The 13,493-nt window shown below is 48.0% G+C and carries 13 protein-coding genes and 3 tRNA genes; 1 reads left to right on the top strand and 15 read right to left on the bottom strand.

Annotation, left to right across the window (positions count from 1 at the left end; translation table 11 throughout):
• Positions 1 to 6: 6 nt before the first annotated feature.
• The 10 genes from ACFVS2_RS02755 to ACFVS2_RS02710 form a co-directional block, all read right to left on the bottom strand.
• The gene (locus tag ACFVS2_RS02755) at positions 7 to 1,533 is read right to left on the bottom strand and encodes an o-succinylbenzoate--CoA ligase (protein WP_390230605.1); all 1,527 of its coding nucleotides are present in this window, start codon (positions 1,531 to 1,533) and stop codon (positions 7 to 9) included.
• A gap of 33 nt (positions 1,534 to 1,566) precedes the next feature.
• A complete protein-coding gene (locus tag ACFVS2_RS02750; RefSeq protein WP_173617835.1) occupies positions 1,567 to 2,172 on the bottom strand; it encodes a TetR/AcrR family transcriptional regulator in 606 nt (201 codons plus the stop codon).
• 205 nt (positions 2,173 to 2,377) lie between these two features.
• On the bottom strand, positions 2,378 to 3,274 hold the full coding sequence (locus ACFVS2_RS02745; protein WP_173617836.1) for a C40 family peptidase: 897 nt from the start codon (positions 3,272 to 3,274) through the stop codon (positions 2,378 to 2,380).
• 301 nt (positions 3,275 to 3,575) lie between these two features.
• Complete coding sequence (locus ACFVS2_RS02740; protein ID WP_390230600.1) at positions 3,576 to 4,202, bottom strand: fumarylacetoacetate hydrolase family protein; 627 nt, start codon at positions 4,200 to 4,202, stop codon at positions 3,576 to 3,578.
• A 59-nt stretch (positions 4,203 to 4,261) separates the two neighbouring features.
• Positions 4,262 to 4,807 (bottom strand): hypothetical protein, encoded by a 546-nt coding sequence (locus ACFVS2_RS02735; RefSeq protein WP_390230596.1) that lies wholly within the window; start codon positions 4,805 to 4,807, stop codon positions 4,262 to 4,264.
• Between the two features lie 133 nt (positions 4,808 to 4,940).
• The gene (locus ACFVS2_RS02730) at positions 4,941 to 5,570 is read right to left on the bottom strand and encodes a VanW family protein (RefSeq protein ID WP_390230593.1); all 630 of its coding nucleotides are present in this window, start codon (positions 5,568 to 5,570) and stop codon (positions 4,941 to 4,943) included.
• A 159-nt stretch (positions 5,571 to 5,729) separates the two neighbouring features.
• Complete coding sequence (locus ACFVS2_RS02725; RefSeq protein WP_390230590.1) at positions 5,730 to 6,776, bottom strand: NAD(P)/FAD-dependent oxidoreductase; 1,047 nt, start codon at positions 6,774 to 6,776, stop codon at positions 5,730 to 5,732.
• A 180-nt stretch (positions 6,777 to 6,956) separates the two neighbouring features.
• A tRNA-Leu gene (locus tag ACFVS2_RS02720) sits at positions 6,957 to 7,043 on the bottom strand.
• A gap of 7 nt (positions 7,044 to 7,050) precedes the next feature.
• Positions 7,051 to 7,126: transfer RNA gene (locus tag ACFVS2_RS02715), tRNA-Thr, on the bottom strand.
• Between the two features lie 43 nt (positions 7,127 to 7,169).
• Positions 7,170 to 7,246 (bottom strand) — tRNA-Asp (locus ACFVS2_RS02710).
• A gap of 177 nt (positions 7,247 to 7,423) precedes the next feature.
• Here ACFVS2_RS02710 and ACFVS2_RS02705 point away from each other — a divergent pair.
• Complete coding sequence (locus ACFVS2_RS02705; protein ID WP_390230587.1) at positions 7,424 to 8,332, top strand: C40 family peptidase; 909 nt, start codon at positions 7,424 to 7,426, stop codon at positions 8,330 to 8,332.
• A 77-nt stretch (positions 8,333 to 8,409) separates the two neighbouring features.
• On the opposite strand, the gene ACFVS2_RS02700 is transcribed toward ACFVS2_RS02705, so the two are convergent.
• The 5 genes from ACFVS2_RS02700 to ACFVS2_RS02680 all read right to left on the bottom strand — a co-directional run bounded on the left by ACFVS2_RS02700 (position 8,410) and on the right by ACFVS2_RS02680 (position 13,478).
• Complete coding sequence (locus ACFVS2_RS02700; protein ID WP_007722993.1) at positions 8,410 to 8,652, bottom strand: hypothetical protein; 243 nt, start codon at positions 8,650 to 8,652, stop codon at positions 8,410 to 8,412.
• A gap of 120 nt (positions 8,653 to 8,772) precedes the next feature.
• Entirely contained in the window at positions 8,773 to 10,560 is a 1,788-nt protein-coding gene (locus ACFVS2_RS02695; RefSeq protein WP_390230584.1) for a M3 family oligoendopeptidase, read from the bottom strand.
• Positions 10,561 to 10,703: 143 nt separating this feature from the next.
• On the bottom strand, positions 10,704 to 11,921 hold the full coding sequence (locus ACFVS2_RS02690; RefSeq protein WP_390230582.1) for a M20 family metallopeptidase: 1,218 nt from the start codon (positions 11,919 to 11,921) through the stop codon (positions 10,704 to 10,706).
• Positions 11,922 to 11,958: 37 nt separating this feature from the next.
• Entirely contained in the window at positions 11,959 to 12,921 is a 963-nt protein-coding gene (locus tag ACFVS2_RS02685) for a P1 family peptidase (protein WP_390230580.1), read from the bottom strand.
• Positions 12,921 to 13,478: an ECF transporter S component gene (locus ACFVS2_RS02680; RefSeq protein WP_017248213.1), complete on the bottom strand. Its 558-nt coding sequence runs from the start codon at positions 13,476 to 13,478 to the stop codon at positions 12,921 to 12,923. Before ACFVS2_RS02680 ends, ACFVS2_RS02685 begins: the two co-directional genes overlap by 1 nt.
• Positions 13,479 to 13,493: the final 15 nt, after the last annotated feature.

Below are 13,493 nucleotides of genomic sequence, written 5' to 3'. Positions count from 1 at the left end.
ATCACCTCATTGCGTAATGGAATCGCTTTTCAATCTGGTCAATGCTTGTTTGATGATTTTCCCGGTTGCATTGCGTGGCAGCTCGGTTAAAAACACGAATGACTTCGGGATTTTATACTTCGCCAGTCTTTGCTCACAGTGCGCTCTGATGTGTGCTTCGGTGATGACGACACCTGATTTGGCCACGATAAACGCCTTCGCGACCTCTCCCCATTTTTCATCGGGTACACCGACGACTGCGGCTTCCTGAACGTCATCTAGCTCGCCGATGACCTGTTCCAGCTCTAGCGGATAAATGTTCTCCCCGCCTGAGATAATCATGTCTTTGCGCCTGCCTACGATATAGGCGAACCCTTCTTCATCAAAACATGCCAAATCCCCTGTGTATAGCCACCCATCCCGGATGGTCTTGGCTGTTTCTTCTGGTCTGTTCCAGTATTCCTTCATCACATTCGGACCTTTGACGAGCAGTTCTCCGATTTCGCCCTGCCCTACGTCTTTTCCGTCATCCGAGATCAGGCGGACTTCACAAAACATAACGGGCTTGCCGATTGAGCCAGCTTTTCTTTTTGCATCTTCCTTCGCAATCATAAACACGGTGGGGGATGTTTCTGTCAGGCCGTATCCTTGTCCAAAAGGGAGGCCTCGCTCCTGAAAATGCTGGATGAGTTCCATGGGGCATGGAGCGCCGCCGTTGTAAAACCAACGGACGGAATCGAATGATGTGGTAGCAAATAAGGGACATTGACGAATGGCTTCATGGATGGCAGGCACACCCATAACGATGGTGACTCGGTGTGTTTCAATTAATTGAATCGCTTTATCAGCGTCGAACTTCCCGGCGACAACGACGCGTCCGCCAGCAAGCCATGTAGGGAAGGCAAACAGTCCGATTCCCCCGATATGGAAGAGTGGCAATAATACGATCGAGCAGTCTTCTGAGGTGAGATCAAGCGCGGCTACATTGTGTACGGCGTTCCAAAACATATTTTCTTGGGTGAGCACTGCTCCCTTGGGCTTTCCTGTCGTTCCTGATGTATAGCAAATGATGTATGGATCATCTCCACTGCCGTCATCTGCCTCGGTCCTACTGTGCTGGGATGACTCATTCGGGCCATCCTGGCTCCACGGGAGTTCTCCCGGTTCCAGCCATATCATGTGCGCAACACTGGCTTTCGCCTTAATCAATTCAATGGTGGCACCAAACTCGGGCTGGGCAAATAACACGCGGATACCACTATCCTCAAACTGATAGTCTAATTCGGCAGGGGTCAAACGGATATTAAAGGGGACGGCAATCGCACCGAGTTTGGCGATGGCAAACAACAGAAGCACATACTCCAAACTATTTTGGGACAAAATGCCGATCCTGTCCCCCTTTTTGACCTGTAGCTCATGTCGTAAATAGTTGGCAAGACGTTGGATCTGTTCATTCATTTGCTGATACGTAAGTGATTGATCGTTGGCAATCACTGCGATCCGCGTCGGAGTGATTCGGGCTCGCTTTTCAATCCAATAAGCAATTCCGTTCATGAACTCTACTCCTTTGCCTATAAAATGGATCGGTTACGGCTTGGCAGCAATCCCTTTCATAATCATCGACATAGCTGTTTCTAACACCTCTTCCGGTACGTCTTCATTTTCCCAGTAAACCCAACGCATCCCGATGAATTGTCCGATCGACATGAGACAATAAGCCAGCGTCTCATGATCCATCTCTCGAAACGCACCTTCGTTCATGGCGTTCTTCAGACTTCGTACGTACCCCGCTGCCAGTTTGGCGTAATACCAGCGATACAGCTCCTGGTCGACGAGCGCAGCCTGTTGAATAATGCTGTACATGTTGCGATGATGTTTGATCCAACGAAAAAAGGCCAGAAATCCTAGGCGCAGATTCTCTTCTTGCGTGGTTGCTGCCATGATCGCTTCTTTGATCGTCGAACGAAGCTCTCTGCTCAGCTGCCTGATCAATTCATCATAAATCGCTTTCTTCGACTCGAAATAATTGTAAAACGTTCCTTGAGATACCTGTGCATGCTGTGTGATCAAGACGATGGACGCATCATAATAGCCCAGCTCACCAAACACATGCTCTGCGGCATCCAGTATTTTTTTGCGGGTTTCCTGTCCTTTCTTGGTTAAAACAGGGGTAGGCAGACTATTTTCTGACACCTGAATCACCTCTCAGTTTTTATTATATGTATAATTCTAAATATTACAACATATTTCTTGTTGTTCATTTTCAGCGAACGGAGAACGGCATGATTCCCTTTGCCATATTGGCAGAAATTGACGCGAAACGATCTGTGAGAACAAGCGTCATATATAGTACAAAAGCTCCCATGCGAATGCACGAGAGCTGAAATGGATTTGATGCTTAAATGACGCGCTTGATTTGAACTGTGCGCTTTTCCCAATTCGTTCCATCGTACTTGGAATAAGTCACACCAGGACTACCGTAAGTGTGCAGGATTTTCCCATCCCCTGCATAAATAGCTACGTGTGTAATCCGATCAGAAGAACTGGTTACCGATGCCTTCATGAAGATCAGATCACCTTTTTGCAGATTGCTCTTGGAAACAGATTTCCCCACAGTAGATTGCTGGCGGGAATCGCGCGGCAATGTAATGCCCGCTTCTTTAAACACGCGCTGTGTAAAGGAAGAGCAGTCGAATGTATTGGTCGTACTGCTGCTTGAGCCGTATTTGTATTTTGTGCCCATATACTTTTCACCATTTTTAATGACCTGATCGGCAGTTTTGCTTACAGGCTGTTCTGGCTTGCTAGGCGTATTCCCCGAGGAATCAATAACACGACGAGCCCCTACAAATTTGTCACTGTACTTCGAATATTTTTTTACAACTACCTCGTCTTCCCCTTTCGAAGAATAAACGAATTGATCACTGCCTATGTATATTCCCATAAAAGTTGGGCTGCCGCTTCCGCTAGAGGCGAAGAACACCAAATCTCCTGGCGCCACGCTTTTTTCGGATACTTTCGTCCCAGTCTTGTACAGGCTAGAGATTGTGCTCCCGATGGAAATCCCTACTTGTTTGTACGCATACGTAGCCAGCTCCGCTGATCCGAATTGCTTCGGTCCCTTTGCTTTGTACTCGTAATCCTTCCCGATCAAAGAAGTAGCAATATTTGCAACCTCTGACTGTTTTGAATCTTGTGTCTTAGCGGCCACTACTCCAGCTTGACCACCCATTAACAGGGACGTACTCAGCATGACTGCTACTGTTGACTTCATTACCCAATCTCGTTTCGTCACTTTCTTTTCCTCCTTGTCATGTTGTGGCACCCGTCTTGGGTACATGGACAGAATAGCGCAGGAGGAAACAGGAGGATAAGACCGTAAAATTTTCCAATGATGGAATTGGTAGCATGGGACTAGTCTGAAAACACGGTGTAACGTAGGTGGTTGCTACCTCTTAGTTCCATGGAACCATAAAAGTTACAAAACGGTATCAAAGGTGATTTTCGTCGCAAAAAACGGCTATATTGATGGCCCGAACTCCAAACAAAAACCATCTTCTGCATGTTTCTGTCAGAAGATGGTTCTCCACTCGTACCTATTTCATTTTCGCCGTAAACTGCCCCCAGGTCTCTTCTCCCCAGTTGAGAGTGAGGACATCTCCATCCGCAACAGGTCCTACCCCCGCTGGCGTCCCCGTGTAAATGATATCCCCTTGATCCAGGCCTAGATATTCGGAAATATAGGCCATAATGGTTTCCAAATCAAAAATCAGATCACGGAGATTGCCGCGTTGCACTTGCTCTCCATTTTTCAGCAAGGAGAAATCGGTTTGGTTCAGCTCATGGATACCAGGAAAAGGATGAAAAGACGTCAAAATTGCTGAATTTTTAAACCCTTTTGCCAACAGCCATGGATGCCCCGCTTTCTTCAGTTCACTTTGAACATCCCGCAAAGTAAAGTCGATCCCGAGTGCTATTTTGTCAATCATATCGTCAAGTGTAGCTCCAACCTCATACGGTCTCGCTAAGTGAATCACAAGCTCTGCCTCATAATGGAGCTCTCCACGCGATGCCGGAAGCTCAATGGCCTCGCCATTTGCCATTGCAAGCGCATGTGTTGGTTTATCAAAGATCATTGGCTTGGTTGGCACATCGTTCCCCAACTCCGCAGCATGCAATCGATAGTTGCGACCGATACAGTAAATATTTTTGACTGACTCCATTTTGTCCTCTCCTTTGGTGGCTGTCTCTTTTTTTCACTATATCATGGCTGTACGGCGTATTACAGCTTGTCTTGTTCGCCTTCTTCCATGCAGTTACGATAGCCAGGCCAAAGACGGGCATTCCCTCTTGCTTCTACTTCAATCACGGTATCACAAATGGATTCCAACGCACTCTCCAGGTCCATCTCTTGCTCAGTGCTCCAGGAAAATTCGTAATGGAAAATCACTTGCTGCTCTGTCGCTTCGGAGAGGACAAACGCAAACTGCTGTTGTTGTTCCACGACATGCTTTCGGGCTTCAACCGTCGCTTCTACCGAGAACAAACCATCCCATTCAGCAACCATATATGTAGAAGTAACATCAATCCACAGGGAGGGAGTATCATTCGTCCGCCGAAAAATAACAGAGTCCTCCCGATAAAACCCGTAGCCAGAGGGCAGCGCACCTGAGAGCTTGAATGGGATTCCTACCGGCAAATCATGTGGCTTCAATGCGTGAACAAGCCTCCCAGGCAAAAGATAGTAACCATCCTGCTGGCGATCTAACCGTTCTCCCATGACGAGAACCTCTTGATTGTGTGAATCACCTGTCACCTGAACGAACATCACGGCACCTCCCTCTAAAACAGTATGGTCAGGAATGCATGACTCAAAACTAAATGACCATCCATTTTTTTCCTGACAAAATACCGAAAAAAACAGGGTTCATCCATAGGATGCCCCCTTTATTCCTTCTAAGCTACGCACGTATGATCGCAATCACAACATGTTCGTCATCGTATGATTTTGCTTTGATTTTCACAGGAAAATCATACAAGTTGGTAAATTTAAAATCCTTATAGCCATACGCTACTGTGGCATCTTGACCCATTGGCACGTATCCCACTGATTTGCTGTGGTTATGCCGTTCCATCATGATCATCCCCGCTTCAGCAGCTGCATTGTAAAGCGTGCTAGAAACTTGACAAATCCCGCCTCCATAGTCATCGACGAGTTGACCTTTCTGAATAACCCCAGCCTTTTGCCAGCCATCCTCCGGCAAATTCGAGTTTCCCACTATTTCATTGAAAGAAAACACCTGTTGCGGCTTGATTTTTTCATTATGAAGCTTGCTCAATGCTTGCCTGATGTTATGTTTACGCGCATCTGTGCTGTCTTTCATCGATGAGTAGTAAAAGCCGAGAACCTCCTCTTCCTTGAGGTCCATCTTCTCCACATACTTTTCCTGTAGCTTTTCCTGCAACTCGAGAGCAGGAGATAACGGATCCACTTGTAACGCCATTGCACGCTCAGGCGCGTAGTTCATACCGAGCGAGAACACGAGGACCACTGTCGCCATACTGATCGGCCAATGCCGAACTTTTTTCATTTCTACTTCCTCTCCCACATTTGTTGATCGGTTTACTGACGCGAAGTTCCCTATTTATATTGACGGTCATTGTTATTACACGTTGCCTCTAACAATGTACCGTATGGGAAAAGCGACAATCAACCTGCAAATGTTGGGCTTTTTGTCCTACATCAGGTTCTACTCGTCATCCTCATCGATAACCCCGAGGGCTTTGTTCTTTTCTTTAAAACGCTGGTTATGGGAAGAAACATAGGCCATCCGATCTGCTACCGGGTCTATGTGTAATTTGGCACTGTTTACGGCCACAGCAGCATCGGTGAATGCTCCCGCGATCAGCGTAATCTTGCTGTCAAAGCTCGCAAAATCGCCTGCCGCAAAAATCCCTGGCATATTCGTTACCAGACGAGGACTAACAAACACGTTCCACTCATCCATATCCAAGCCCCACTCTTTAATCCCTGTGAAATCGGCCTTCAATCCGTGATTGACGATGATGGCGTCTACATCGATTTGCTCCGTCTCGTCCGTCTCCAGATGACGTATCGTCACTTTATCGATCGTTTCTTTGTCTGAGCTTTGCAATTGCGTGACCGCATATGGAGTGCGAACGATCGCAGATGACTCTTTCATGCGCTTCACATTCCGCTCATGTCCACCAAATACATCACGGCGATGCACGACAGTTACAGACTCTGCGATTTGCACCAGTTCGTTTGCCCAATCGACCGCGGAGTCCCCGCCCCCTGAGATGAGGACGTGCTTACCACGGAATGGCTCCAGTTCCTGCACTGTATAATGAAGATTTGTCACCTCGTAGCGCTCGGCTCCTTCGATCTCCAGCTTCGCCATTTTCAAAATACCCCGGCCCAAAGCCAATATGATCGTGCGGGTCCAATGCCGTCTCCCCGATTTTGCAACGAGTATGTACGTGCCGTCTTCTTGTGGCTCCAGTCCAATGATCGCCTCGCCCAGCACGATGGTGGGATCAAATGTCTTCGCTTGCTCCACCAGATTAGCAACCAACTTTTCACATAGTTGTGGTGGTACACCGCCAACATCCCAGATCATTTTTTCTGGATAGATCAACATTCGTCCACCGAGCTCTTCTTTCGCTTCTATGAGTTTCGTCTTCATATCGCGCATTCCGCTATAAAAGGCAGCGTACATCCCCGCAGGGCCACCGCCAATAATGGTTACATCAAACAGTTCCAACTGTTCTTCCACAACTACCCCTCCATTGTCTTGCTTGTTTGTTTATGAATCATCAAAAGCGATGATGAAAATGAGATTCATTATCACAATGTGATTGTAATGGAAAATGGAGGAGGATTCAACATTCAAGAAAAAATAAAAAGGCTCGTAATTAGCTTCATCAGCCAATTTACGAACCTATTGTTTACCATATGGTGCGGTCGAGAGGACTTGAACCTCCACGGTGTTGCCACCACTAGAACCTGAATCTAGCGCGTCTGCCAATTCCGCCACGACCGCATAAAAATGGTGCCGGCAATAGGACTTGAACCCACAACCCCCTGATTACAAGTCAGGTGCTCTACCAATTGAGCTATACCGGCACATTACGAGAAACTATGTAATTCGCACATTCTAAAGATAGAATGGCGGAGCTGACGGGACTCGAACCCGCGACCTCCGGTGTGACAGACCGGCGTGAACTCCAACTTCACCACAGCTCCATGTAGTTTTTGTCTCCATCTTGCGGCGACTTTTTTAATATAGCACGATTCTATCTCCTAATGCAATAGTTTTTGAAAAAATAGTGAAAGATTATTTTTTTCATAGATTTACCAACGAAAATCCGATAGAATTTTAGATAGATATGCAGATTTTAGTAGATTGGTGGAGACGATGACATGAAAAAGACTTCGAGGCTACTCACCTTCCTCGCCCTCTTCACTCTGCTGCCTACTGCTGCCCATGCATCCTCATCGGCATATGTGGTATCAGCAGGTGATACGCTGAGCAAGATCGCTCGCGAGCATCAAGTATCGGTGGATCAAATCATCCAATGGAACCAACTGAATGATGATAGATTGTCAATTGGACAAACTTTGTCTATTCATGGTGCAAACACTTCTGGCTCCATTGCGACTGACATTCCTTCCGATGTAGCTGTCGATCAGAATGATAACGCTACCACTGAGTCTAAAGAACTAACCGCCGGTGAAAAGGCCCGCGTCACTGGTGACGTGCTGAATGTGCGTAAAAAGCCTTCGACTGACGCAAAAGTGTTAGGCAAGCTAAGAATCGGTTCCGTTGTAGAAGTTGTAGAAACAGGTAGTGAATGGACGAAAATTGAATTCGAAGATCGTGAAGCATATGTTGCTACAGAGTTCTTAAGTCCAAATCTCACTTCTACCGTTTCGCTGCCTGCCGAGGTAAATGCAGAAGATCTGGGCCGTATGAAGGAAATTTTTGAGCCATTGCTCAATACACCATACGTCTTAGGTGGAACTACTCCGAATGGCTTTGATTGTAGTGGCTTTACTTCATACGTTTTTGAACAGCTTGGGGTTACACTTCCGCGCACTTCTGAAGATCAATTCCGTGGCGGCCAAGAAGTATCACTGGATCAAGCACAGCCTGGTGACCTCTTGTTCTACGATGCGCTTGGAAAAGGACGCGTGTCCCACGTAGCGATCTATCTGGGTAATGGGGCAATCGTTCATGCGAATGGCGAAGATGTTCGCTATGGCAAAGTCGAATACATGCATAAGCTCTACCCGTTTTACGGAGTGAAGCGTTACGCTAATTTCCAGTAGGCTTTCCTACACATAAAAGCAAACAAACAGCCCTATCTGCCTTTGCAGCAGTTCGAGGGCTGTTTGTTTTTCTGTGTTTAATGTATTTCGGTATTATGGGCCTGCTGCTGCTGTTGTTGTTGCCCTCCGATTTCGATTTTGCCCAACGCTTGCTTCATTTTGTCGAGCTGAAGCTGATAATCACGAACGACTACGGTAAGAACACTGACAGACTCCTTGAAATCCGGCTCGCTGCTTACTCTGTCGATGGCTCTATGTAAATGCAGCATCTTGTTCTCCGTTTCCCGCAATAGGTCGAGTAACTGCAATCCGTTTACCACGTAATCACCTCATCTGTTTTTTCTTACTTTCTCCTTCCCCTCTGTTCCCTATGCGCACAAAAACGTTTTGCATTATGAATAAAAAACGTCCGCTAATGACATAGCGGACGTTCTTCCTATTTAGTTCAGGCGTGCAGACGCGAGCTCAACGAATTTCTCGATATCTTTTGCAACCAAAGAGAGTGAATTCCGCCAGAAATCGACTGAGCGTACATCAACATCCATGATGGCTGCTACATCCGCAACGCTCATTTTGCCTGTAACAGATAAGAGCTTGTCGTACTGCTCAACAAAAGCTTCCCCGCGCTTGAGATACTCTGCGTACAAGCCTTTCGCGAACAAGAGCCCAAAAGCATACGGGAAGTTGTAGAAATTGTAATCCGCGCTATAATAGTGCGGTTTGCATACCCACATGTACGGGTGTAGAGCTGCCGAATCCAAACCATCTCCGTAAGCGTCCTTTTGTGCTTGCAGCATCAGTTCGTTCAGAGTGGAAACAGACAAGGCACCTTCTGTTCTGCGCTCAAATACAGCAGTCTCGAACAAGTAACGGCTATAAATATCGACGATCACCTGACTTGCTCCGCTAATATCATTTTCCAAAATCGCAAATGCTTCCTCGGAGGTCGCTTGTTCAAGCGCTGCATTGGCAATGATGGTTTCACACAAAATGGACGCGGTTTCGGCGATTGGCATCGGGTATTCGCTATTCAAGAATGCTTCGTTTACGAGACATTCTCCGTGATAGCCATGTCCCAATTCATGTGCCATTGTGCTCACATCGCTGTAGCTGCCTGTGTAGTTGGACATAATTCTGCTCTCCCCTACGATGTGCAGGTTGTAGCAGAATGCCCCCCCACGCTTGCCTTCACGAATCTCAGCATCAATCCACTGATCGTCATAAGCTCGTGCTGCATAGTTGGCGAGTTTTTCGCTAAAGCTACCAAAGTGCTTCACGATGAAGTCGCGGGATTCTTCATACGAGAAGCGCATGTCTGCCTCACCCACTGGCGCAAACAAATCATAAAACGGCAACTGAGCGCTCTCATGACCGAGCAGCTTCGCCTTTGTACGGAAGTATTGATGGAAGGATGGCAGGCTCTCACGCATCGCCTGAAGCATCGCTTCGAGCGTCTCGCGGTCCATGCGGGAGTCTTGCAACGTCTTATCCAGCGGCGATTCATAGCCTCTGAGCTTCGCTACGGTAATAACCTCGCCCTTAATTCCATTCAAGCTGGCAGCAGCAGCTTGATCGATTTTTTTGTAAGCGGCAAGTTCCGCCTCGTAGGCCGTTTTGCGCAGCTGCGGATCTTTTTCATTCGCCATGTTCCGCACCACAGGCAATGGAAGCTGTTTGTGCTCGCCATCGACTGTGATGTCTACCAGTAATGTGGACGTCAGCATTTCATGGAGCTTTGTCCATGCATTTGACCCTGTATTTTTCATTTTTGCCAGGACGATTTCTTCTTTTTCGCTCAGCATGTATTTGCTCTTGTCTGACATTTCTGTCAACATAAAGCGATGTGTCTCTAACAGATCCGATTGGCTAATCAACTCGTCTAGGTTGCTCAACGTTCCTAGCCACTTTTGGAACTGCACGCCTGGTTCAACCAACTCAACTGCCTGATTCTGTACTTTTTCAATCGCGAGCAATGCTGCTTCATTCTTGGCATCGACGCTTGCAGTCAGCTCTCCGTAGGCGTACAAGCGGAACTGCGTTTGCAGAACGGAGGTCATCATCGTTATGTATGTCTCCATCTTCGCTACTGCATCTTCTGAAGATTGCAAGTTTTGAACTGCCCAGCCTTTGATCTCTTCCATTTCACGTACTAACTTCTCCCAATCTTGTTTCCATTCGGGCGCATCAAACGAGGAATACAAGACGTTCAAATTCCAGCGCATATTCATGGGCACGTGCCTCCTTTTTGCTTATGTAACAAACCTATTGTAAAAAAATTTAGATGGATTCTGCAAGTTTTTACTAAGAAAACTTCTTTTACGAGAAGAAAAAGACTCTGCCGCTAGCGTAAGCAGAGTTCTTTTGTAGGTGATTAGGCTCGCACTGGCTGCGTCAAAAACGTCAATGCAGATAAGGCAAAAAGCTGGGTGGATTCTACCAATTGGTCAATCGCTACGTACTCATCAGCATGATGAGGGATGTGGCGATCGCCTGCGCCTGTCGTCAAAATCGGAATGCCGGCTTTGTGCAGGAAGGTTCCATCTGTCGCACCTGGGACACCGTTATATACGGGTTCTTTTTTCGTGATTTCCCGATAGGCGCTCGCAACAGAAGTCACGACTTCTTCCTTCATGCCAGTTAAGGTCCAAGGACGCTCTTCGATGAGTTCCAAGGAAGCTTTGAACTTGTCATCTTCTTTGCTTAATCCTTCTAATATGGCACTGATTTCTTTGTACAACTCCTGGTGGTCCTGCCCGGGGACCGTGCGAATATCAAGTGTGGTCATGCATTGATCGGGTACGACGTTGATTTGGGCATCTCCTTTGACCGGTGCCTGCAAAATCGTCGGAGTGATACTCGGCCATCCCAACATCGGATGCTCTCCCAGACGCGCCATTTCCTTGCGTTCCAGCTCCTCTAACGCGACTATTGCGCGTGCCATACGTGTGTTCGGATTGATTCCCGTCAGTGGCATGGCACCATGCGCCATCTTGCCAAATGTACGAAGGATGGCTCTCATGGCTCCTTTTTGCGTGATGCAGAGCTGATTTTCTTCTGGTTCGCAGATGATCGCCGCATCGACGTTGTTGGCCCAACCGCGACGGATGAAATCTTTGATCCCGATCATCATGCTCTCCTCATCGCAAGGGATGCACAGGAGGATTTTGCCTGTAAAAGACTGTTTGGATCGTTGGATAGCTTTGACGGCACATATCGCGGCTGCCAGATTTCCTTTTGTGTCACAGGAGCCACGCCCGTAGATACGTCCACCAGATATTGTCCCGCCAAAAGGGTCGTAGCTCCAAGCATCCCGGTCCCCTTCTGTTACGACATCCGTATGGGCTTCGAACAAAAGCGTTTTGCCAGGCCTGCCCGAATCGTAAAAAGCGATGACATTCGGTCTGCCTGAAACAACCTCTTCATAGAAGACCTGCAAACCCATATTGCGAAGATAATCGGCGACAAACAGCGCGACCCGCTCTTCATTCGCTCCTGCCTGATCGGGGCGAAACACACTCGGAATTCTAACTAGCTCCTGCGTTAGGCGCACAACTTCCTGCTCGTCAACAAAGGATATCACCTGCTTCATCCGCCAATCCTCTCCTCTGCATCCAATTATGTTACACCTATTCCTGGAAGTAACTGCGATAAGATGGCAGTCCCCCTGCTTCCTCTGCGTGCTTAACCGCTTGGATGACGGCTTCTGCCAGCACATCTGCGGACAACGCGCCCACCAAGTCTACACTTGTCTCTACTTCGCCTGTTGCTACTGCAAAGATCGTATCGCCATCGTACATGGTGTGTATCGGACGGATCGTACGGGCAAGCCCGTCGTGAGCCATTTGCGCTACTTTGTTTGCTTCTGCTTTGGACAAGCGGGCATTGCTCGCGACTACGGCAATTGTCGTGTTCGTACCTGGAGGGATCGGAGCAAAAGCTTGCTGGCGCATTATCTCCATGCTATCCCGAATGGTTCCCTGTTCATCTCTCGGCCCGGCTATGATCGTCCCTGACTGCGGATCTACGACATGACCGACCGCATTTACAGCGACGATCGCGCCTATGACGAGTCCATTGGGTAATATCACGGAAGCTGTGCCCAACCCGCTCTTCATCGCGTTCCCAAATCCATTCAGCTTTCCAACTGAAGCACCTGTACCAGCACCGACGTTTCCGTGTGCTATTGTCTCACGGCTTGCTGCCTGTGCTGCCTCATAGCCCATTTGACGATCCGGACGAACCCGATAGTCGCCTACAGCCAGGTCGAACAAGACTGCTGCTGGAACGATAGGAACGACGCCATAGCCAACATCCAGTCCGATGCCTTGTTCCTCCAAATACTGCATGACACCTGTTGCAGCATCTAAACCGTATGCACTGCCACCCGAAAGACAAATTGCATGGACGACACTCACCAGATTGACTGGGCCCAAGAGGTCCGTCTCGCGGGTGCCCGGGGCAGAACCCCGGACATCCACGCCGCAGACAGATGGCTTTTCCAGCATAATCACACTGCATCCTGTAAATGTTTCTTCGTTTTGTACATGCCCGACGAGAACTCCGGGTACGTCAACTATCGTTCCGGTCATTATAAGTCTCCTGAAATTTTAGATTTTTGCCTGCCCGCTGATCCTAATTTCTTCCAAGCTGCAACGACAGCCAATGTAACAATGACCGAAACAATTGCTTCTGGCAAGCCGTTCGTGATTGCAACTGTTGTCGCTACACCGAGCGTCATGTATCCTCGAATAACGGCCATGCCCAATACCAGGATCGTGTTTGTCATCGCCCCAATAAAGCCAGCGGCACCTATCGCCAAGTACTGATTGACGTTTTTCAAACCAACATAGGTCAAGTAAGCAGTCACACCGATGAACAAACGTGGCAGGATGGCGACAAGAGGGTCTTTAAAAAGCGGAACGGTGGCATTTAAGAAAGAAGAGACTCCAAATATAAGGCCAATGATCATACCAACGCCCCAGCCCTCCATTATGCCCCCGATAACAGCCGGGATGTGCATAATAGTGGCATTGCCCGCTGCTGTCGGAACCGGAATGTAGCCGAGACGTGTCACCCCGAGCAATATCGCTATCGCGCCCAGAACCCCTGCAATGACAATCTTGCGAACGGTCAAGCCTTTTTCCATGCATACTCCTCCTTT

The sequence above is a fragment of the Brevibacillus sp. NPDC058079 genome (assembly GCF_042885155.1).
In the GTDB taxonomy this organism is placed as follows: domain Bacteria; phylum Bacillota; class Bacilli; order Brevibacillales; family Brevibacillaceae; genus Brevibacillus.
The sequence above is the reverse complement of the archived record's forward strand: the minus strand, read 5'-3'. Positions and strand labels throughout refer to the sequence as shown.